At 70.1% G+C, this 20,742-nt stretch carries 17 protein-coding genes and 1 tRNA gene; 12 read left to right on the top strand and 6 right to left on the bottom strand.

Annotated features, from left to right (window positions below):
- Window positions 1-33 precede the first annotated feature (33 nt).
- Both EY822_RS05350 and EY822_RS05355 read right to left on the bottom strand, forming a co-directional pair.
- Window positions 34-951 (bottom strand): NAD-dependent epimerase/dehydratase family protein, encoded by a 918-nt coding sequence (locus tag EY822_RS05350; protein ID WP_150307323.1) that lies wholly within the window; start codon window positions 949-951, stop codon window positions 34-36.
- The gene (locus EY822_RS05355) at window positions 948-2,306 is read right to left on the bottom strand and encodes a Gfo/Idh/MocA family protein (RefSeq protein WP_150307324.1); all 1,359 of its coding nucleotides are present in this window, start codon (window positions 2,304-2,306) and stop codon (window positions 948-950) included. Before EY822_RS05355 ends, EY822_RS05350 begins: the two co-directional genes overlap by 4 nt.
- Window positions 2,307-2,473: 167 nt before the next feature.
- Here EY822_RS05355 and EY822_RS05360 point away from each other — a divergent pair, with 167 nt between their 5' ends.
- The 3 genes from EY822_RS05360 (at window position 2,474) to EY822_RS05370 (ending at window position 7,528) form a co-directional block, all read left to right on the top strand.
- Window positions 2,474-3,505, top strand: a complete 1,032-nt coding sequence (locus EY822_RS05360; RefSeq protein ID WP_150307325.1) for a LacI family DNA-binding transcriptional regulator — start codon at window positions 2,474-2,476, stop codon at window positions 3,503-3,505.
- Window positions 3,506-3,604: 99 nt separating this feature from the next.
- The gene (locus EY822_RS05365) at window positions 3,605-4,687 is read left to right on the top strand and encodes a M24 family metallopeptidase (RefSeq protein WP_150307326.1); all 1,083 of its coding nucleotides are present in this window, start codon (window positions 3,605-3,607) and stop codon (window positions 4,685-4,687) included.
- Window positions 4,688-4,840: 153 nt separating this feature from the next.
- Window positions 4,841-7,528, top strand: coding sequence for a phosphoenolpyruvate carboxylase (locus EY822_RS05370; RefSeq protein ID WP_150307327.1), 2,688 nt, complete (start codon window positions 4,841-4,843; stop codon window positions 7,526-7,528).
- Between the two features lie 107 nt (window positions 7,529-7,635).
- On the opposite strand, the gene EY822_RS05375 is transcribed toward EY822_RS05370, so the two are convergent.
- Window positions 7,636-9,645 carry a M13 family metallopeptidase gene (locus EY822_RS05375; RefSeq protein ID WP_150307328.1) on the bottom strand — a complete coding sequence of 670 codons (2,010 nt, stop codon included), beginning with the start codon at window positions 9,643-9,645 and terminating at the stop codon, window positions 7,636-7,638.
- Window positions 9,646-9,759: 114 nt separating this feature from the next.
- Between EY822_RS05375 and EY822_RS05380 the strand changes: the two genes are divergently transcribed.
- The gene (locus EY822_RS05380; RefSeq protein WP_150307329.1) at window positions 9,760-11,028 is read left to right on the top strand and encodes a uracil-xanthine permease family protein; all 1,269 of its coding nucleotides are present in this window, start codon (window positions 9,760-9,762) and stop codon (window positions 11,026-11,028) included.
- A gap of 172 nt (window positions 11,029-11,200) precedes the next feature.
- On the opposite strand, the gene EY822_RS05385 is transcribed toward EY822_RS05380, so the two are convergent.
- Both EY822_RS05385 and EY822_RS05390 read right to left on the bottom strand, forming a co-directional pair.
- Entirely contained in the window at window positions 11,201-11,926 is a 726-nt protein-coding gene (locus tag EY822_RS05385; protein ID WP_150307330.1) for a ThuA domain-containing protein, read from the bottom strand.
- Complete coding sequence (locus EY822_RS05390; protein ID WP_150307331.1) at window positions 11,923-13,032, bottom strand: Gfo/Idh/MocA family protein; 1,110 nt, start codon at window positions 13,030-13,032, stop codon at window positions 11,923-11,925. Before EY822_RS05390 ends, EY822_RS05385 begins: the two co-directional genes overlap by 4 nt.
- Window positions 13,033-13,096: 64 nt before the next feature.
- Here EY822_RS05390 and EY822_RS05395 point away from each other — a divergent pair, with 64 nt between their 5' ends.
- From EY822_RS05395 to EY822_RS05420, 6 genes are all read left to right on the top strand, one after another.
- Window positions 13,097-14,488 (top strand): MATE family efflux transporter, encoded by a 1,392-nt coding sequence (locus EY822_RS05395; protein WP_150307332.1) that lies wholly within the window; start codon window positions 13,097-13,099, stop codon window positions 14,486-14,488.
- Between the two features lie 51 nt (window positions 14,489-14,539).
- On the top strand, window positions 14,540-15,805 hold the full coding sequence (locus EY822_RS05400) for an MFS transporter (RefSeq protein WP_227497047.1): 1,266 nt from the start codon (window positions 14,540-14,542) through the stop codon (window positions 15,803-15,805).
- Window positions 15,806-15,814: 9 nt separating this feature from the next.
- Window positions 15,815-16,510, top strand: a complete 696-nt coding sequence (gene nucS, locus EY822_RS05405) for an endonuclease NucS (RefSeq protein ID WP_150307333.1) — start codon at window positions 15,815-15,817, stop codon at window positions 16,508-16,510.
- A 135-nt stretch (window positions 16,511-16,645) separates the two neighbouring features.
- Window positions 16,646-17,323 (top strand): HAD hydrolase-like protein, encoded by a 678-nt coding sequence (locus tag EY822_RS05410; RefSeq protein ID WP_150307334.1) that lies wholly within the window; start codon window positions 16,646-16,648, stop codon window positions 17,321-17,323.
- 89 nt (window positions 17,324-17,412) lie between these two features.
- Window positions 17,413-17,868, top strand: coding sequence for a hypothetical protein (locus EY822_RS05415; protein WP_150307335.1), 456 nt, complete (start codon window positions 17,413-17,415; stop codon window positions 17,866-17,868).
- A 44-nt stretch (window positions 17,869-17,912) separates the two neighbouring features.
- A complete protein-coding gene (locus EY822_RS05420; RefSeq protein ID WP_150307336.1) occupies window positions 17,913-19,013 on the top strand; it encodes a VIT1/CCC1 transporter family protein in 1,101 nt (366 codons plus the stop codon).
- Window positions 19,014-19,080: 67 nt separating this feature from the next.
- Here the strand turns inward: EY822_RS05420 and EY822_RS05425 are convergent.
- Window positions 19,081-19,167, bottom strand: a tRNA-Leu gene (locus tag EY822_RS05425).
- 264 nt (window positions 19,168-19,431) lie between these two features.
- Here EY822_RS05425 and EY822_RS05430 point away from each other — a divergent pair.
- Together EY822_RS05430 and EY822_RS05435 are read left to right on the top strand one after the other, a co-directional pair.
- Window positions 19,432-20,169, top strand: coding sequence for an FhaA domain-containing protein (locus tag EY822_RS05430; protein WP_150307337.1), 738 nt, complete (start codon window positions 19,432-19,434; stop codon window positions 20,167-20,169).
- Window positions 20,166-20,741, top strand: coding sequence for an FHA domain-containing protein FhaB/FipA (locus EY822_RS05435; RefSeq protein WP_150307338.1), 576 nt, complete (start codon window positions 20,166-20,168; stop codon window positions 20,739-20,741). Before EY822_RS05430 ends, EY822_RS05435 begins: the two co-directional genes overlap by 4 nt.
- Window position 20,742: the final 1 nt, after the last annotated feature.

Here is a 20,742-nt window from a genome sequence, read left to right on the forward strand (position 1 = left end):
TGGGTCGCGGGAGGACGTGAGGAGCGGTGCCGGTCAGGACGGAGCTGTTTCGGTGGCGGTCCGGGCAGCATCGAGCTCGGAACGCCAGTCGTGCTTCGGGGTCCAGCCGAGCAGGAGCTCGGCCTTCGCGGACGAGAAGGCCGGGGCGGAGCCCGCCAGCGCCTCGGCGAGGTGCTCGGTTCCGGGTAGATAGGACGGCACGAGGTTCTGCAGCGACTCCCGGGCGAGCGCGTCGGCCGCACCGACGAAGAAGACCGAGCCGTTGGGGGCGTCCGATGCCCGCTTCAGCCAGGTCGTCACGAAGTCGCCCGCGTCGCGCGCATCCACGTAATTGAAAAGCGAGACGGCGGCGTAGTCCGGGTTGTCGAGCCGCTCGACGACGGTGTGACCCTGCTGCGTCGGAGCCCCGCGCCACTCCTCGGGCGAGATCACGAAGCACGGCCGGAACACGCCGAAGGTGACGCTGTCGCCGTCCCGCGCGACCGCCGTGCGCACGGCCGCCTCGATCACCTGCTTCGACAGCGCGTACGCGTTCCACGGCGCCACGGGGTGGTTCTCGTCGATGGGGAGGTACTGCGGTCGCCAGCCGGTGGGCGCGCCGTACCCGATCACGGTGGGGGAACTCGCGGCAAGCACCTGCGTGGCCCCCGCCTCCACCGCCGCGCTCAGCACGTTCCACACCATCGACACGTTGGTGTTCAGAATGACCGGTTCGGGCGCGCTGAACGGCACGGCGATCGCGGCGAGATGGATCACCGCATCGGGACGAAGGTCGAGGAACGCCCGGGACGTCGCATCCGCATCGGTGAGGTCGACGTCCCGCTGCTCGACGCCCAGGCCCTCGAGCGGCCGGCGGTCGACCGAGATCACCTCGTGGCCGTCGTCCGTCAGTGCGCGTACGACGCTCCGGCCGAGGCGGCCCGAGCCGCCGGTCACGAGAGCGCGACTCACGGCTGCCGCCCGAACGGAGGCTGGGGCTCGGAGCGGGCGAGGGACACACCGAGGCCTAGGCCGTCGATGAGCACGGCCGCGCCCGACTCGAGCGACGCGTTGCCCGCGATGCCCACCACCACCGACCGCAAGCCGTCCACGTACCCGGCGGGCCGCGCCAGCGGATCGTCGCCGGCCCCGCGGAACACGTCGGTGAGGAGACGCACGTCACCGCCGCCGTGGTCGCCCTCGTCGTTCGCGATCGGCACCTCCCGAGCGTGCTCCCAGTGGCGCTGCAGCACGAGGCGCTCGCCCTGGGGTCGCACCACTTCGGCGTCGGCACCGCGGGACGCGACACTCGGATCGATCGAATCATCGTCGAGCACCGAACCGCGCTCCACGACGGTCAGCTCGGCCCGTCCCTCCGTACCGTTCACCGCGACGACGTAGCCCTCCCACGGCGCATGCGCGTTCAGGGAGTAGGACATGCTCGCGCCGTTCCGGTAGTCGACCACGAGCGACAGATTGTCCTCGATCGTGATGCCGCCGGAGAAGACGTCCTGGTCGCGGCGGTAGCCGTCGAACTCCTCGTTCTCCAGGTACAGGGCCGCCAGGGCGGGGTTGGTGCGGAGGTCGAGGCTGAACGGGTCGTTCTCGTTGCCATCGATGCTGCCGCGCTCGGGGCGCTCGCCGAGACCGCGGATGCGGGCGTTGGCGTCGCCGTAGAACCGGAGACCGCCGCTCGCGAACACCCGCACCGGGGCATCGTCGATCCACCAGTTGACGAGATCGAAGTGGTGCGAGGCCTTGTGGATGAGCAGCCCGCCGGAGTTGGCCTTGTCCCGGTGCCACCGCCGGAAGTAGTCGGCCCCGTGGTTCGTGTCGAGCACCCACTCGAAGTGCACGGACGTGACCCGCCCGATGGCCCCGGAGGCGATCAGCTCCTTCAGCGCGCTGTTGCGGGGCGAGTACCGGTAGTTGAAGGTCACGGTCACGGATCGGCCCGTGCGTTCGACGGCGGCGAGGATCGCCCGGCAGCCCTCCGCATCGATCGTGAGGGGCTTCTCCACCACCACGTCGGTTCCGGCGTCGAGTGCCCGCACGATCATCGGCGCGTGCGTGACGTCGGGCGACGTGATGATCACCCGGTCGAGGCGGTGCTCGGCGATCATGGCCTCGAGGTCGTCGGGCGAGTAGGCGGCAGGCGCCGTTCCGCCGGACGCCTCGATGTGCGCCGTGTGCAGTCGCATCCGGCCGGGATTGACGTCGGCGATCGCCAGGAGTTCCGCCACCTCGGAGTGGTCGCCGAGCATGGCGTCGATGTACATCCGCGCCCGTGATCCGGTACCGACCAGTCCGTAACGAAGCTTCCCCATCGATGGCCCTCCGGTCGGTTCAACACCGTGTCGTCTGCACACTCGCGTTCGTGCCTAAGAAATCGTTTTCTCGGCGGTATCGCCATTGAATCAGCATCCGGCGGGTCGGTCAACCGACGCGGTATGGTCGGCGGGAGGACGAGCACCCGGCGGGAAGGCGGAGGGACATGGCAGCGACGACCCGGTCGACGATCGTCGCGGTCGCCCGACGCGCGAACGTGTCGCCCTCCACCGTCTCCCGGGTGATGAACGGCCACACCACGGTCGATCCCGCCATCGCCGAGCGCGTGCGGGCAGCGGCTCAGGAGCTGAACTACAGCCCCAGCCCGCTCGCGCGGTCCCTGGTGCTCGGACGCACTCAGACCGTGGCGATCCTAGTGCCCGACCTCGCGAACCCCACCTTCCAGGGCATGCTCCGCGGGCTCAGCCGGGCGGCCGCCCGCAGCAACTACCGCGTGCTCGTGGCCGACTCGCTCGAGACCGTGAGCGAGGAGAGCCTGCTCGCCGGCGAGCTGCGACGAAGTTCCGATGCGATCGTGCTCTGCGCGCCACGGATGCCGGCCGACCGGCTGCTCGAGGTGATGCCGAGTCTCGCGCCCGCAGTAGTCATCAACCGGGACGACCCGCGTCTCGCCGCCCCCACGCTCAGCGCCGACTACGAGGCCGGCATCCGGCCGCTCGCCGAGCATCTCTACGACCTCGGCCATCGCCGCCTCGCCTACCTCGAGGGCAATCCGCACAGCTCGTCCAACACCTCGCGCCTTCGCGGACTCGATGCGTTCTGCGCCGACCACCCCGACGTGTCGCTCGATCGGTTGCCCGGCGGCGTCGCGTTCGAGCACGGCTATGCCGCGGCGGATGCGGTGCTCGCGTCATCCGCCACGGGCGTGCTCGCCTTCAACGACCTGGTGGCCATGGGGTTGCTCGCGGCGATGCACGAACGCGGCGTCGCGGTGCCGCAGGACCTCTCGATCACCGGATTCGACGACATCACCTTCGCCCGCTACACCACGCCGGCGCTCACCACCGCGTCGGTGCCCGACGTCGAGCTGGGCGAACAGGCGTGGGTCCGGCTGCACGCCCTGCTCGTCGGGGACGCTCCCGCCGACGACGTGCGCGTGCTCCCCCGGCTCGAGGTGCGCGGCAGCACCGGTCCTGCGCCGACGCGGGCGTCGGGTGCGGCCGCATCGTCGGACTGAGGCGGCCTCCGTCGAAGTCCCGGCGCGTTGACGGCCCGTTCGAGCCGCTGCTAGCGTCGGGAAACGTTTCCTGAGCATCGGGGACAGACGGGAGTGGGCATGACTACGGCAGTCGACGCGGAGGTGACCGTCGGATCCGGTGAGCATTCCGCCAAGCGGGAGCGCCTCCTCCGCATCCTCGGCGAGCAGGACGCAAGCGCACTGCTGCTCACGAGCCCGGGCGCCCTCGCCTGGTACCTGTGCGGGGCGCGGGTGCATGTCTCGCTGGCGGGCGACCCGATCGTGCAGGTGCTCGTGACGCCGGAGGGCGACACCGTGTTCGCCACCCGCAACGAGGTGGATCGCTTGCGCGCGGAGGAGCTGCCCGCCGGAATCGCCGTGCGCGTGCTGGACTGGCACGAGTCGGCCGGGCCGATCGCGTCCGAGCTGGGCGGCGACCGGCTCCTCGCGGAGGCCGACATCGCCGCGGAACTGCGTGCCGCGCGCGCCTCGCTGCTTCCCGCTGAGGTCGATCGGTACGCCGCGCTCTGCCGCGACGCGGCCGACGTCTTCTCCGACGTGCTGCCCGGTCTCACCCCCGGAACGGCCGAGCGCGACGCGACGGCGCTCGTGGGACGAGCGGTGCTCGAGCGCGGAGCCGACCCGCTCGTGCTCCTCGCGGCGGGCGCCGATCGCCTGGGCTTCCGGCATCCGCTGCCGACGCCCGGCCCGCTCGGACACCTCGCGATGTTCGTGGTGTGCGCGCGGCGCCACGGCCTCATCGCCAACGTGACGCGCTGGGTGCGTTTCGGTGCGCCGACCGCCGAACAGCGGGACGCGGAGGCTCGCATCCTGGAGGTGGAGGCCGACTACTTTGCCGCGACGCGCGTCGGCACCACGCTCGCCGAGATTCTCGCCGAGGGTGCCGCGTCGTATCTCCGTCACGGCTTCGCCGCCACCGAGTGGGAGAACCACCACCAGGGCGGCCCCTGCGGGTACAACGGTCGCGACCCGCGGGCGACCCCGGGCGCCAAGGACGTGGTCGTGCCGAATCAGGCCTTCGCCTGGAACCCGAGCGCCCCGAACGTGAAGGTGGAGGACACCGTGCTGCTCGGCCCGGACGGCATCCAGGTGCTCAGCACGTCCGCCTGGCCCACCACCACGGTGCGGGGTCTCCCCCGCCCGTCGGTGCTGGAGCTGTAACCGGGCGCTGGAACCGCAGCCCTGATCGTTCACCGCGAAGCACGCCACTGGGCAGACTCACGGCATGCTCGCCTCCGACAGCCGCGCGCGCTCGGTCGTCGGCACGCATGCGGCAGGAACATACGTGAAACATCCGAGAGCTACCGTTGACCCATGAGTGAATCGACCGCAAGTGGTTCTGTCGACGTCGTCGGGCGCTTCGAGGCCGGGCATCGGATCCCCGGCACCATGCGGGCCGACGTGCGTCTTCTGGGCGCCCTGCTGGGTCGCGTCCTGCGCGAGAGCGGATCCGATGGGCTGTACGAGGACGTGGAGCGGCTGAGGCTCGCGACGATTCAGGCGTACACGGATGAGACGTCCGAGGCTTTCACGCGCGCCGAGGAGATCGTGGAGACCTTCACCATCCAACGCGCGGATGAGGTAGCCAGAGCGTTCACCGCCTACTTCCACCTCGTGAACCTGACCGAGGAGCACCAACGCGTGCGGGTGCTGCGCGAGCGCGATGGGCAGGCCTTCAGCACCGATCCGTCGGCCACGGTCGGTAGCGCCTTCGCGCAGCTCAGCGAGGAGATCGGGGTGGATGCCGCAACCGAGCGTCTGCAGACCATGCGCTTCCACCCGGTGTTCACCGCGCACCCCACCGAGGCGAGGCGGCGCGCGGTGTCGAGCAGCATCCGCCGGTTGTCGGAACTCCTCGCCGAGCACGACCTCAGCCACGGGAGCACCGACGAGAGGCGCATCGAACGCGGGATGCTCGAGGAGGTCGACACCCTATGGCGCACGGCCCCGCTCCGCACAGAGAAGCCTTCGCCGGTCGATGAGGTGCGCTCCATCATGGCGGTCTTCGACGAGACGCTCTACACGTCGATCCCCGAGGTCTACCAGCGCATCGAGGATGTGCTGCATCGCGAACGCGAGGGCGAGCGCGAACGCGAGGGCGACGAAGCACCGGTGGTGCGCTCGTTCATCCGCCTAGGCACCTGGGTCGGTGGCGACCGCGACGGCAACCCCTTCGTCACCGCGTCTGTCACCAAGAAGGCTGCCGGCATCGCGGCCGAGCACGTGCTGCTCGGCCTCGAACGCACCGCGAATCGGGTCGGGCGTGGCCTCACCCTCGACGCGACCACGACTCCCCCGACGGACGAGTTGCTCGCGCTCTGGCAGAAGCTGAAGTCCGCGGACGAGGAGGCGGCCAGGGAGGTCGCGAAGCGTTCCCCGAACGAGCCGCACCGCCGCGTCCTGCTGTTGATCGCCCGCCGCATCGCCGCCACCCGCACCCGCGACGCCGACCTCGCCTACCTCGAACCTGCCCAGTTGCTCGCCGAGCTCCAGATCGTGCAGCATTCGCTCCTGAGCGCCGGCGCCGGCCGGCACGCATATGGCCAGCTGCAGCAGTTCATCTGGCAGGTGGAGACCTTCGGATTCCACCTGGCGGAACTCGAGGTGCGCCAGCACTCGGCCGTCCACCGCTCGGTTCTCGAAGAGATCGAGTCCGGGAACCCGCTCAGCGATGTGGCGGAGGAGGCACTCGAGGTGGTGCGCGCGATCGCGCACATCCAGAAACGCTACGGCCCGCGCGCTGCGGGTCGCTACATCGTCTCGTTCACCCAGTCGGCCGAGGACCTCGCCAACGTGCACCGACTGGCGCGGGCCGCTGTCGGGGCGAACGGCACTCCCCCGGTGCTCGACGTGATCCCGCTCTTCGAGACTTTCGCGGACCTGCAGGCGGCGCCAGGCATCCTCGCCGAGATCGTGGAGCATGCCGAGTTCGCGGCCAGGCTCGAAGCCAACGATCGTCGCCTCGAGGTGATGCTCGGCTACTCGGACTCCTCGAAGGATGTCGGACCCGTCGGCGCGACCCTGGCGCTCTATGAGGCGCAGCGCGAGATCTCCCGATGGGCGATCGACAAAGACATCACCCTCACGTTGTTCCACGGGCGCGGCGGTGCTTTGGGTCGCGGCGGCGGTCCGGCCAACTCGGCCATCCTCGCGCAGCCGCCGCATTCCGTCGACGGCAGATTCAAGCTCACTGAACAGGGCGAGGTGATCTTCGCCCGCTACGGCGATCACGACATCGCCATGCGACACATCGACCAGGTCGCCGCGGCCGTGCTGCTCGCCTCCGCCCCGTCGATCGAGAAGCGCAACGAGGATGCCGCCATCCGGTTCGCGGACGTCGCCGCCACCATGGACGAGACCTCCCGCGCCCGCTTCTTCCAGCTCGTGCACGCCCCCGGCTTCGCGCCGTGGTTCGCCACGGTCACGCCGATGGAGGAGGTGGGACTCCTCGCGCTCGGTTCACGCCCGGCCCGCCGCGGCCTGTCGGTCTCGTCTCTCGAAGACCTCCGCGCCATCCCATGGGTGTTCTCGTGGACCCAGGCTCGCATCAACCTCGCCGGCTGGTTCGGGCTGGGAAGTGCACTGGATGCAGTGGGCGACGAAGCACTCCTCACCTCTGCCTACGCGGCATGGCCGCTCTTCCGCACGATGATCGACAACGTCGCGATGGGCCTCGCCAAGTCAGATGACCGCATCGCGCGCCTCTTTCTGGCCCTCGGTGATCGTGACGATCTCGCCTCTCTAGTGCTCGAAGAGATGGATCTCACGCGATCATGGGTGATCCGCATCGCCGGCGGCGGCGAGTTGCTCGCCAACCGCCCTGTGCTGCAGCGGGCCGTCAAGATGCGCAGCCCCTACGTCGACGCGCTGTCAATGCTTCAGCTGCGGGCGTTGCGCAGTCTGCGCGAAACACCAGAAGGCACGGCCGCGGATCCCGCGCTGCAGCGGTTGCTGCTGCTCTCGGTCAGCGGGGTCGCGGCAGGGCTGCAGAACACGGGCTGATCCTCTCGGGCTCTGCGGAACCGCCTTCAGCATCCCGGACAGCTGACCCACGCCTGCTGGTGGTTGTCGCGCTCCATCACCTCTAGGTCTGCCGGCTCACGCCACGGTCACCAGATGCGCACACGCTCGCTCTCGTCGAGCCAGAGCGCGTCGGAGGGGGTGACGCCGTACGCCTCGTAGAACTCGTCGATGTTGCGCACGATCTGGTTGCAGCGGAACTCGTTCGGCGAGTGCGGATCGATCGCCAGCAGCCGGGCGGCCTCCTCGTCGCGCATCTTCACCTGCCACGCCTGCGCCCAGGACAGGAAGAAGCGCTGCGCCCCGGTGAGACCGTCGAGCACCGGCGGCTCGGCCCCGTCGAGTGAGATCCGGTACGCCTTCCACGCGATCGACAACCCACCGAGGTCGCCGATGTTCTCGCCGATGGTGAGCGCGCCGTTCACGGTGCTGCCCGGGACCTGGGACGGGGTCAGCGCGTTGTACTGAGCGATCAGCGACGCGGTGCGCTCCTCGAACGAGGCCCGGTCGGCCTCGGTCCACCAGTCGGTGAGCCGCCCGTCGCCGTCGTACTGGGAGCCCTGGTCGTCGAAGCCGTGCCCGATTTCGTGCCCGATCACGGCGCCGATCGCGCCGTAGTTGGCGGCGTCGTCGCGATCCGCCTCGAAGAACGGGTACTGCAGGATGGCGGCCGGGAAGACGATCTCGTTGAAGCCGGGGTTGTAGTAGGCGTTCACGGTCTGCGGGGTCATGAACCACTCGTCGCGATCGAGCGGGTTGCCGATCTTGCCGAGCTCCCGCTGGAACTCGAACTCCGCGGATGCGCGCACGTTGCCCACCAGGTCGGCCGGATCCACCGCGAGCGCCGAGTAGTCGCGCCACTTCACCGGATAGCCGACCTTCGGGGTGAACCGGTCGAGCTTCTCGAGCGCGCGCTCCTGGGTTTCCTCCGTCATCCAGTCCAGCGAGGTGATCGACGAGCGGTACGCCTCGACCAGGTTGCCGACCAGCACATCCATGCTCTGCTTCGCCGCGGCCGGGAAGTGCCGCTCCACGTAGATGCGCCCGATGGCCTCGCCCATCGCTCCCTCCACCAGGGAGACTCCGCGCTTCCAGCGGGCTCGCTGCGAGGGCGTTCCGCTCAGCGTGCGGCCGTAGAAGTCGAAGTTCGCCTCGACGAACGACGACGACAGCAGCGACGCGTTCGACCGGATGACCTGCCAGGCCAGCCACGACCGCCACGCGTCGAGTCGGTCCTCGGTGAGGAGACGACCGACGCCCTCGAGGAAGCTGGGCTCGCGGAGCACGACGGAGTCGAACGAGCCGGCGGGAGCGTCGAGCGCGGTCAGCCAGATGTCGAGCGGGGAGGTCGACCCGTCGCCGGAGTCGCCCGGCTGCGCCGCCGGCACCAGCTCCGTGACCTCTCGCCAGCTCAGGGGGTTGTAGGTCGCCTGGCTGTCCCGGGTCTTCACGTTGTCCCAGTGCACGGCCGCGATGTCGGTCTCGAGCTGGAACACGGCGGCGGACTGCTCAGTGGGGTCGGGCAGCGCGGCGAGGCCGAGCATCCGCTCGACGAACGAGCGGTACGCGTCGCGGATGTCGGCGAACTTCTCCTCGCGGTAGTAGCTCTCGTCGGGCAGGCCGATGCCCGCCTGGTCGAGCTGCACGATGTAACGCTCCGGGTCGCCCGGGTCGTTGTCGACGAAGACGCCGAGGAAACCGCTCACGTTGGAGCGCTCCAACCGGCCCAGGGTGGCGAGGAACTCGTCGATGGTCGACACCGCCGCGACCTGCTCGAGGAGGACGGCGATCGGCTGGGCGCCGAGCTGCTCGATGCGCTCCTCCGCCATGAAGCTCGCGAACAGGTCGCCGAACTTGCGCTCCTCGGTGCCGGGCTCGGCGTCCTGCGCCTCCTCGATGATTCCCCGCACCGCCTTCTCCGCCTCTTCGGCCAGCAGGAGGAAGGAGCCGTACCGGGCCTTGTCCTCGGGGATCTCGGTGCGCTCGATCCACTTGCCGTTGACGTGCCGGAAGAGGTCGTCCTGGGGGCGCACCGACTCGTCGAGCTCGTCGATGCGGATGCCGGAGTTTTCGGAGGTCACGGAGGAATCAGCGCTCATGACAGTCCAGCCTAATCTCGCGGCTCGCGCGCTCCACTACGCTCAACGAGGCGCAGGGCACGAGGCACCGGCACGAGGCGCGGGGCACCCTCCGCGGGCGGAATGGAGACACACATGGCGAACACCGTCTGGAAGCTGCACGGGGATGGCAAGAACATCGCCGCGAGTGCGATCGTCAAGCCGAACGAGCGGCTCTCCTGGGGCCGCACCATCGGCCTCGGCATGCAGCACGTGGTCGCCATGTTCGGCGCCACCTTCCTCGTTCCGCTGCTGACGGACTTCGACCCGTCCACGACGCTCCTGTTCTCCGGATTCGGCACCCTGCTCTTCCTGCTCATCACGCAGAACCGGCTCCCCAGCTACCTCGGCTCGTCGTTCGCGTTCATCGCGCCGATCACCGCCGCGACCGCATCGGCGGGCATGGGCACCGCACTCGCCGGCATCATCGCCGTCGGCATCCTGCTCACACTCATCGGTGCGATCGTGCAGCTCACCGGGACCGCGTGGATCGACGCGCTGCTGCCGCCCGTCGTCTCGGGCGCTATCGTCGCCCTCATCGGGCTGAACCTGGCGCCCGTGGCGAAGGCGAACTTCGAGGCCGCCCCGGCAACTGCCGCGATCACCCTCGCCGCCGTGATCCTGTCGACGGTGCTGTTCCGAGGGATGCTCGCCCGCCTCTCGATCTTCCTCGGCGTGGCCGTCGGCTACCTGGCCGCCGTGCTCTTCGGCGAGGTCGACTTCGGCGGCGTCGGTGACGCCGCGTGGGTCGGCCTGCCCACCTTCGTCACCCCGGAGCTGTCACCCGGCTTCCTCGCGGTGCTCCCGACGTTCCTGCCCGTCGTGCTCGTGCTCGTCGCCGAGAACGTGGGCCACATCCGCGGCGTGGCGCAGCTCACCGACCCGCGGGTCAACAAGCTGACCGGGCGCGCCCTGCTGGCCGACGGTCTCGCCACGGTGATCGCCGGCCTCGGCGGCGGCTCCGGCACCACCACCTACGGCGAGAACATCGGGGTCATGGCCGCGACCCGCGTCTACTCCACCGCCGCGTACTGGGTGGCCGGCATCTTCGCCGTGCTGCTCGGCCTCTCCCCCAAGATCGGCGCGGTCATCAACACCATCCCGGCCGGTGTGCTCGGCGGCGTGACCACCGCGCTCTATGGCCTCATCGGCATCATCGGCGTGAAGATCTGGCTCGACAACCGGGTGGACTTCTCGAAGCCCGCCAATCAGCTCACCGCCGCGACCGCCCTCATCATCGGCATCGCCGACTTCACCTTCTCCGCCGGCGGGCTGACCTTCACCGGCATCGCGCTCGGTACCGTCGCCGCGATCGTGATCTACCACGTGATGACCGCGATCGCGAAGGCCCGCGGCACCGCGTAGGGCGCGCGGACGCTGAGCCGCGCGGAGCGTCCCTTCGACGGGCTCAGGGACCGTAGGGGCGGAGCGTCCCCACGCCTTCGCCGCTTCCGCTTCCCTTCCTCGCCGCCCATATAGCGGAAGCAGGGAAGGGGAACGGGAGCGGCGGCGCGGCGCAGCGTGGTGAGGGACGGTCCTACTCGAACCAGCCGGCGGGGTGGTGGTCGGCGGGCAGGTGCGTGCGCGGCTTCCGCGGCTGCGCCCAGCGCACGCCGTTGGCGAGCACCCGCCGGATGTCGGGGTGGTGATAGACGGGATAGTCCTGGTCCCCCGGCGAGAAGTAGAACACCTTGCCGAGACCGCGCCGGTACGTGACCCCGGAGCGGAAGATCTCCCCGCCGGTGAACGAGCTGATGAAGACGAGCTCGTCGGGCGTCGGGATGTCGAAGTACTCGCCGTACATCTCCTGCTCCTGCAGCAGGATCGGGTTCGGCACGCCGTCGGCGATCGCATGCGTGGGGTCCACGTTCCAGACCAGTTCGCGGTCGCCGCCGTTCCGCCACTTGAGCGAACAGGTCGAGCCCATGAGTTTCTTGAAGATCTTCGAGAAGTGTCCGGAGTGCAGCACGATGATTCCCATGCCCTCGAGCACGTGCCGGTGCACCCGTTCGACAACCTCGTCGGCGACCTGGTCGTGGGCGATGTGCCCCCACCAGAGCAGCACGTCGGTGTCGGCGAGCACATCCTCGGTCAGCCCGTGCTCGGGCTGCTGCAGCGTGGCGGTGCGCACCTCGACCTCGGCGCCCAGCGACTCGCGCAGTCCCTCGGCGATCACGGCGTGCATCCCCTCGGGGTAATGCGACAGCACCGTCTCATCCCCTCGCGATTCGTGCAGGAACTCGTTCCAGACGGTCACCCTCATGCGACGGACACCTCCCTGCCCTCTCGGGCCGATTCGTAGACGGCGTCGAGCACGCGACTGCGGTGCAGCGCGTATTCGCCGTAGCTGGTATTCCACAGACCCGAACGCACGGTGGCGAGGAACTCCTCGATGACCGCCCGGTGGTGCCCGTGCGGCACGTGCACCTCCGGCGTGATGATCACCGGCTCGCCTTCGACATCGGTGTACATGCGCAGCGTGTCGTCGGTCGCGTAGTTCTCGATGAAGAGCCGTGCCCCACCGGTGCCGCCCATCACCTCGATGGCGATGTCGTCGAAGTCCTTCGTGTATCCCGCCCAGGATGCCTCGAGCTGCATGCTGCTGCCGTTGTCGAGGCGGAGCAGCGCGCTCGCGAAATCCTCCACCTCGAACTCGTGCCCGCTACCCGTGGTCTTCGCCCCGCGCGCCCCGCCGCGCCCGTGCTTGCCCAGCTCGCTGTAGGTGACCGCGGAGACGCTCGTGACCCGCGGCTCGCCGAGCAGGTGCAGGCCGATGTCGAGCACGTGCGAGCCGAGATCGATGAGCGGGCCGCCGCCCGCGAGCGCCTTGCTCGTGAACCAGGAACCGAGCCCGGGGATGCCTCGGCGCCGGGTCCACATCGCCTTGGTGTGGTAGATGCTGCCGAGCGGTCCGGTGTCGATGTAGCGCTTGAGGTACTGCACATCGGCGCGGCGCCGGTGGTTGAAAGCGATCTCCAGCACCCGGTTCGCATCCCGTGCCGCCGCGACCATCTCGGCGGCGAGCTCGCCGGTGGAGGCCAGCGGCTTTTCGCAGAACACGTGCTTGCCCGAGGCGAGTGCCGCGATCGCGATCGGATGGTGCAGGGCATTCGGGGTGCCGATGCTCACGATGTCGAGGTCGTCGCGCGCGACGAGGTCCTCCCAGTGCTCATAGAGGTTCGGGACCCCCCGGGTGGCGCCGAGCTCCTCGAGGCGCTCCCGCTCCTGCCCGGCGAGCGCCACCACCTCCGCGCCCGGCAGTGCCGTGAACGCGTCGAGGTGGGTGGTGCCGGCGAAGCCGAGCCCGATGACCCCCACTCGAAGCATCGGCGAATCGGTCGGTGCGGACGCGGATCCGGTGCTGGTCATTCGTCTAGCCTGTCACCGTCGCCCTCCGCCGCAAAGGCGAGGCGGCAGGAAGGCCCACCCGCGCATGTCGAGAACCGGTCGCCGCACCGGCCCGCGCCGACCCGGCGGCCCGAGCGCGCGCGTGCTCCCCGGCCGGAGCCCGCTCGACCGCGACATCCTGCGCCTGGCGGTACCGGCGCTCGGCGCCCTCGTGGCCGAGCCGCTCTTCCTGCTCACCGACACCGCCCTCGTGGGGCACCTGGGTGCCTCGTCGCTGGCCGGGCTCGGCGTGGCGAGCGCGGTGCTGCAGACGATCCTCGGGCTCCTCGTCTTCCTCGCCTATGCCACGACCCCCGCGGTGGCGCGGCGCCTGGGCGCGGGCGACCGACCGGGCGCCATCCGGGCCGGGATCGACGGGATGTGGCTCGCGATCGCCCTCGGCATCGTGCTCCTCGCGGTGTTCCTCCCCACGAGCGGCGCGATCGTCGGCTGGTTCGGCGCCGATGCGGACGCCACCACCGCCGCCGCAACCTATCTCTCCATCTCCGTTCTCGGGCTGCCGGCCATGGTGCTCGTGCTCGCCGCCACCGGGCTGCTCCGCGGGCTGCAGGACACCCGCACGCCCCTCGTCATCGCGGCCTCGGGCTTCGGCGCGAACGCAATCCTCAACGCCGTGCTGATCTACGGGTTCGGCTGGGGCATCGCCGGGTCGGCCTGGGGCACCGTGATCGCCCAGTGGGGCATGGCCGTCGCCTACCTGATTCTCGCCGTCCGGGCGGCGCGGGCGACGGGGGTGAGCCTCCGGCCGGGTCTCGGCGGGGTCGGCGGCGCCGCGGCATCCGGCGGCTGGCTTCTCGTGCGGGCGGCATCGCTTCGTGCGGCCATGCTGGCGACGGTGTACGTGGGCGCCGGTCTCGGCGTGCGAGAACTGGGTGCGCTGCAGATCGCCCTTACGCTGTTCGCCACCCTGGCGTTCATTCTCGATGCGCTCGCGATCGCCGCGCAGGCCATGGTGGGCCACGGACTCGGAGCCGGGAACGGCGGTCACGTCTCCGCGGTCACGTCGCGCCTCGTGACCTGGGGAGTAGGCAGCGGCGTCGGGATCGGTGCACTGCTCGCCGTGTCGGCCCCCGTGCTCGGGGTCGTGTTCACCCCCGACGCCGGAGTGCAGCGGATGCTCGCCGCTGCCGTGCTGGTCATGGCCGTCGGCGTGCCGCTGGCGGGCTATGTCTTCGTGCTGGATGGCGTGCTCATCGGCGCGGGCGACGCGCGTTATCTCGCGCTGAGCGGCATCGTCAACCTCGCCGTCTACCTGCCCCTCGCGATGGCAGTGCATGCGGCCGACCTGCGCGGGGCGACCGGGCTGGTCTGGCTGTGGGTGGTGTTCGGCTTCGGCTACATCGGCGCGCGTGCGCTCACCCTCGGCTGGCGGGCGCGGAGCGGTCATTGGCTGGTGCTGGGCGACGCGATAGCGTAGTCGGACGCGTCGGCTGGCGTGCCCCCTCCCTCGTAGACCGTGAGATCCCCCATGTCCGATTCCTCCCCGGCGACGACCGAATCCGGAGCCCCGATGAACGGGCGGGTGACCCGCCGGGAAGCTCTCGGCTGGCGGAACGCCATCTTCCTGATCTTCTTCCTGTCGGGCATCGGCCTGGCCAGCTGGGTGTCCCGCGTGCCCGCGGTGCGCGACGAGCTCGGCGCGTCGACATCCGACATGGGCGTGCTCCTGTTCGGGCTCGCCGCGGGGTCGATCCTCGGCCTCGTCGCCTCGAGCCACGTGCTCGCCCGCGTCGGTGCGCGGGTGACGATGGTGGTCTGCCTCGTCTTCGGTCCGCTGGGCTTCGCCCTCGCCGGTGTCGGCGCCAGCGTGGGCCCGAGCTTCTGGCTCATCTTCGCCGGACTCGCCGTCTTCGGCGCCGGGATGGGCATGTGCGACGTCGCGATGAACGTGTCGGGCGCCGCGAACGAGCGGATCATCGGCCGCACCATCATGCCGCTGTTCCACGCCGCGTTCAGCGTCGGCACGATGGTGGGGGCGGCGCTCGGTGCCCTCGCCGAGGCCCTGTCGGTGCCGATCGTGCTGCACGTCGCGGCCGTGTCCCTCGGGATGATCGTGGCCGTGTTGATCTGCGCGCGGTTCATCCTGCACGAGCGCCTCGCCGGCACCGAGGCGGATGAGGCCGCGGCCGCCACCGACGACACCTGGCGCAACCGTCTCGCCATCTGGCGCGACCCGCGCACCCTCCTCATCGGGCTCGTGATTCTCGGCATGGCCTTCGCCGAGGGGTCGGCCAACGACTGGCTCGCCCTCGCGATGGTCGACGGGCACTCCGTGTCGAACACCATGGGAGCGCTCGTCTTCGGCATCTTCGTGACCGCCATGACGGTGGGTCGCATCGCGGGTGTGTTCGTTCTCGACCGGTACGGGCGCGTGCCGGTGCTGCGGGTCTCGGCGGCCATGGCCACGGTGGGCCTGCTGCTCGTCATCCTCGTGCCCAACCCCGTCGTGGCGGTCGTCGGCGTGGTGCTCTGGGGGCTCGGCTCCTCCCTCGGCTTCCCCGTGGGCATGTCCGCCGCCGCGGACGACCCCGCGACGGCGGGCGCCCGGGTCAGTGCCGTGGCCACCATCGGGTACTGCGCGTTCCTCGTGGGTCCGCCGCTCATCGGCTTCCTCGGTGAACAGGTCGGCCTGCTGAATGCCCTGCTCGTGGTGCTGGTGCTGGTCGCCGTGGCCGGGCTCGCCTCCGGGGCCGCCCGCGAGGCGACGGGTCGACGCGCACCCGCGGCGAACTAGGCTCGGGGGGTGCGTCTCGTCATTGCCCGGTGTTCCGTCGACTATGCCGGTCGGCTGAGCGCCCATCTCCCCCTCGCCACCCGGCTGCTCATGCTCAAGGCCGACGGCAGCGTGCTCGTGCACGCCGACGGCGGGTCCTACAAGCCGCTCAACTGGATGAGCCCACCCGCCACCTTCAGCACGCGCGAGCCGGACGAGCTGCAGGCCGAGGCCGGTGTGGTGGAGGTGTGGCAGGTCACCTCCGCGAAGACGGCGGACATGCTCATCGTCTCCATCCACGAGGTGCTGCACGACAGCGCCCACGACCTCGGTGTGGACCCCGGCCTGCAGAAGGACGGTGTGGAGGCGCACCTGCAGAAGCTGCTGGCGGAGCAGATCGACCTCCTCGGCGACGGCCACGTGCTGGTGCGCCGCGAGTACATGACCGCGATCGGTCCGGTGGACATCCTCGCCCGGGACGCCGACGGAGGGGCGGTGGCGGTGGAGCTGAAGCGCCGAGGCGACATCGACGGCGTGGAGCAGCTCACCCGCTATCTCGAACTGATGAACCGGGACCCGCATCTCGCGCCGGTGCGCGGCGTCTTCGCGGCGCAGGAGATCCGGCCGCAGGCCCGCACCCTGGCTCAGGACCGCGGCATCCGCTGCGTGGTGCTGGACTACGACGCCATGCGCGGACTCGACGACTCGCACTCCCGCCTGTTCTGACGGCGGCCGACCGGCGGCGCAGGTCCGGTCGGCGGCGGTCGGTCGGTGGGCGCAGGTCCGGTCGGTGCAGTCGGTCGGTCGGTGCAGGTCCGGTCGGCGGCGGCCCGTTCAGGGCGGTCGAATAGGATCGGGCGAGTGACTGCGCCCCAACGACCGACCGACGGCACGCCCTGGTCCGCCATCCTGTTCGACCTCGACGGCACGATCACCGACTCCGCGGCGGGTATCACCTCCCGTCTCGCCGAGACGCTCGCCGAGACCGGGTACCCGGTCCCGCCGCAGGAGGACCTGCTGCGCTACGTGGGTCCGCCCATCCTCGACGCCTTCCGCGACTTCGCCGGGATGGACGAGAAGGAGAGCCGCCGGGCTCTCACCGTCTACCGTCGCCTGGCCCACGGCACGCTCGTCGACGGCATCACCGTGTACCCCGGTATGGCGGAACTTCTGCACGACGTGCACCGGGCCGGGATCCCGTTCTCGCTGGCCACGTCGAAGCCGGAGTCGCAGGCCATGCCGATCCTCGAGCACTTCGGCCTCATCGGCTACTTCCGCGAGATCGCGGGGGCGACCGACGACGAGTCGCGAAGCGCGAAGGCGGACGTGGTCGCCGAGGCTCTCCGGCGGCTCCGCGAGAAGCACGTGGATCTCAGCCGTGTCGTCATGGTGGGCGACCGCAAGCACGACGTGGAGGGATCGGCGATGCACGGCATCCCGTGCATCGCCGTTCGCTGGGGATACGGCAATCCCGCAGAGTGGCAGGGGACCATCGCCACGGCCGATTCCGTCGACGACCTGAGGGACCTGCTCCTTTAGCAGTTCGTTCTCGTCTGTTCCCCGGCAGTTGTCCACAGTTTCGTGGACCGTGCCCCCGGTATGTCAGCGGTAGCCGCGACAATCGACGCATGACCACCCCGAAGCCGACCATCGCCGACCTCTTCGATGCCTTCTTCGCCGACGCCGCGGAGGGCCAGTCACCCGCGGCCGAGCGCCGCACTCTTCGGGTGCGCTCCTCCCTCGAGCACTACCTCGACGCCGAGGGTGCCGCGATCCTGACGACCGACCAACTCGCTCTGCTGCACACCGAGCGGCAGTTCGCGCCGCACGGGGCCTTCGTGCGCACCATGTTCGCCGACGACCTCCTCTTCGCCCTTCCCGGCTACCTCGATCCCCGGTTCCGTTCGCCGGATGCCGCCGAGGCGCGCTCGGAGGTGGTGGTGGTGGGCAAGCTCGTGCAGTGGATGTGGACGAAGCGACTCTTCGACGGTTACGACGTGAGTTGCATCCTGCGCACGCTCGAGTCGGCGCTCGCCGAGGCGCGCCGGTCACTCGGGACGACGCGGGGAGCGGCCGCCCGATAGCGGGGTGACCGATCGCTCGCCCGCGCCCCTGCGAGAATCGTTCGGTGAGTAACGCGTCTTCGTCCACCCGGTCGAGCTCGGCGAGCGCAGCCGACATCCGTCGCTGGCGCCGCTTCCTTGCCGACGAACGGGCCGAGGCCGCCGTGTACCGCGACCTCGCGAGCAGGCGCACCGGCGAGGAACGGGCCATCCTGCTCGCCCTCGCCGATGCCGAGAAGCGACACGAGACCCACTGGCTCGAGCTGCTCGGCGACCGGGTCGGCGCGCCTCGGCGCGGCGACATCCGTACGCGACTGCTGGGCTTCCTCGCCCGCCGCTTCGGGTCGGTGTTCGTGCTCGCGCTCGCCCAGCGCGCCGAAGCGCGGTCGCCCTACGAGGCCGACGTCGATGCGACGAGCGCGATGGCCGCCGACGAGCGCATCCACGAGGAGGTGCTTCGGGGACTCGCGACGCGGGGACGCAACCGGCTCTCCGGCACATTCCGCGCCGCCGTGTTCGGTGCGAACGACGGGCTGGTCAGCAACCTGGCCCTGGTGCTCGGCATCAGCGCCGCCGGCGTGTCCACCGGCACGGTGCTCGTCACCGGCCTCGCGGGCTTGCTCGCGGGCGCGCTCTCGATGGGTGCCGGGGAGTACGTGTCGGTGCGGTCGCAGCGGGAACTCCTGGAGGCATCGACCCCCAACCCCGACGCCCGCAACGCCCTCCCCCACCTCGACGTCGACGCCAACGAACTCGCGCTCGTCTACCGGGCACGCGGCATGACGGCCGACGAGGCGGATGCGCACGCCACCGAGGTCCTCGGCGACCTCGCCACCGGTGCCGCGCGGCCGGCCGCCGCCGCATCAGACGTGGACGAGTACGAGTCGGTCGGCACGGGCCTGAGCGCCGCGGTGTCGAGCTTCCTCTTCTTCGCCTCGGGCGCCGTCATCCCCGTGCTTCCCTACCTCTTCGGGCTCTCGGGCACCACCGCCGTGGTCGTGGCCGCGGTGCTGGTGGGCCTCGCCCTGCTGGGCACCGGCGCGGTGGTCGGACTGATCTCGGGAGCGCCGCCGCTCCGCCGGGCGCTTCGCCAGCTGGCGATCGGCTACGGCGCCGCCGGGGCCACCTACCTGCTCGGCCTGCTCTTCAACACCGGCGCCCTCTGATCCCGCCCCGAACGCGAAGGTCGCTGAAACAGAAAAGCTCCGCCCGGCTACTGCCGGGCGGAGCTGCTGGTGCGCGAGGGGGGACTTGAACCCCCAAGCCCTCACGGGCACACGGACCTGAACCGTGCGCGTCTGCCAATTTCGCCACTCGCGCCAACCAGAGCGAGATTACCATGACGCGCGCCGCCTTCGCGCCGCGTACGCCCTCCTCCCGCCCGTGCGACTGAGCGATCAATCCGGCATCGAGCCCTCGGATCCCGGATATTTCGCGCATGCGACGTGCAGAGGAGGGGAGAGGATGCATCCGACCACAGGCGGCACAGGGACCCGGCGGAGGCGATGCGGAACGCCCCCTCCCGGGGTACCGAACCAGACCCGGCTAACATTCCTTGTAGCCAACGGACGGATAGGGACATCATTGGGCATTCTGGACAGCTTCGAGAAGGGGATCGAGCGCGCCGTCAACGGCGCGTTCGCGAAGACCTTCAAGTCGGGGCTCCAGCCGGTGGAGATCTCGTCGGCCCTGCGCCGCGAGCTCGACACCAAGGCCGCCGTGGTGGACCGCGATCGCATCCTCGTGCCCAACAAATTCACCCTGCGGCTGTCGGCTCCGGACTACGAACGCATGACGAGCCTGGGCGAGGCACTGACCGACGAGCTGGTGCAGGCCATCGAACGCCATGCGAGCACGCAGGGCTACCAGTTCGCCGGCGGCATCTCGATCTCCCTCCGACCGGATGACAGCCTGTCCGAGGGGGTGCTCGGCATCGACTCGCGCAGCATCAAGGGAAGCGTCGCGTGGACTCCCGTGCTCGACATCGCCGGCACGCGGTACCCGCTCATCGCCACCCGCACCGTCATCGGGCGCGGCAGCGAGGCCGACATCACGGTGGCCGACACCGGTATCTCGCGAAAGCACGTCGAGGTCACCTGGGACGGCAGCCGCGCCTTCGTGGTCGACCTCGACTCCACGAACGGCTCGAAGCTCAACGGTGAGCGCGTGCGCAAGGCCGCGCTCGCCCCGGACTCGGTCATCGAGATCGGGCGCACCACCATCGTGTTCCGCGTGCTCCCCCGGGCGGCGGCCGACACCTCCACCGACCGGCAGCAGGATGACGCCACCAAGCGTCACGACGGATTCTGGGGTGCCCCGTGAGCGGTGAACTGACCCTCCTGCTGCTGCGGCTGGCGTTCCTCGCGCTGCTGTGGCTGTTCGTCTTCGGCATCGTCTACGCACTCCGGTCCGACCTGTTCGGGTCGCGGGTGCAGAAGCTCGCCGCCGAACCGGCGCACGCACCGTCCGCATCCCCGTTCCCGTCGAACCCGTCACCTAACCCGTCTCCGTCACCGCCGGCCCGTCAGCCCCCGCCCATCTCCACCCTGCCCGGCGGGCCGAACACGGCGCAGGGCGGACGCGCCGCCAAGGCGACCACGAGTTCCGCGGGCCGCCTGGTCATCACCTCCGGTCCGAAGGCGGGCGAGGAGCTGCGACTCAGCCCCGAACCGCTCACCATCGGACGCTCCGGCGAATCGGGGCTCGTGATCCGCGACGACTACACGTCGACCCACCACGCCCGACTCCTGCTATGGAACGACGAGTGGATGATCCAGGATCTCGACTCGACCAACGGCACCTTCCTCGGTGGCAAGCGCGTCAGCGTCCCGACGCAGATCCCCCTCAACACGCCGATCCGCATTGGTGCGACCAGTTTCGAACTCCGGCGGTAAC

It is taken from the genome of Planctomonas psychrotolerans, assembly GCF_008642235.1.
Classification (GTDB): Bacteria; Actinomycetota; Actinomycetes; order Actinomycetales; family Microbacteriaceae; genus Planctomonas; species Planctomonas psychrotolerans.

Excerpts from the sequence above, each read along its gene's own strand:
- EY822_RS05355 (WP_150307324.1), bottom strand. The coding sequence starts at position 2,306 with ATGGGGAAGCTTCGTTACGGACTGGTCGGTACCGGATCACGGGCGCGG.
- EY822_RS05360 (WP_150307325.1), top strand. The coding sequence starts at position 2,474 with ATGGCAGCGACGACCCGGTCGACGATCGTCGCGGTCGCCCGACGCGCG.
- EY822_RS05365 (WP_150307326.1), top strand. The coding sequence starts at position 3,605 with ATGACTACGGCAGTCGACGCGGAGGTGACCGTCGGATCCGGTGAGCAT.
- EY822_RS05370 (WP_150307327.1), top strand. The coding sequence starts at position 4,841 with ATGAGTGAATCGACCGCAAGTGGTTCTGTCGACGTCGTCGGGCGCTTC.
- EY822_RS05375 (WP_150307328.1), bottom strand. The coding sequence starts at position 9,645 with ATGAGCGCTGATTCCTCCGTGACCTCCGAAAACTCCGGCATCCGCATC.
- EY822_RS05380 (WP_150307329.1), top strand. The coding sequence starts at position 9,760 with ATGGCGAACACCGTCTGGAAGCTGCACGGGGATGGCAAGAACATCGCC.
- EY822_RS05385 (WP_150307330.1), bottom strand. The coding sequence starts at position 11,926 with ATGAGGGTGACCGTCTGGAACGAGTTCCTGCACGAATCGCGAGGGGAT.
- EY822_RS05390 (WP_150307331.1), bottom strand. The coding sequence starts at position 13,032 with ATGACCAGCACCGGATCCGCGTCCGCACCGACCGATTCGCCGATGCTT.
- EY822_RS05395 (WP_150307332.1), top strand. The coding sequence starts at position 13,097 with ATGTCGAGAACCGGTCGCCGCACCGGCCCGCGCCGACCCGGCGGCCCG.
- EY822_RS05400 (WP_227497047.1), top strand. The coding sequence starts at position 14,540 with ATGTCCGATTCCTCCCCGGCGACGACCGAATCCGGAGCCCCGATGAAC.
- EY822_RS05415 (WP_150307335.1), top strand. The coding sequence starts at position 17,413 with ATGACCACCCCGAAGCCGACCATCGCCGACCTCTTCGATGCCTTCTTC.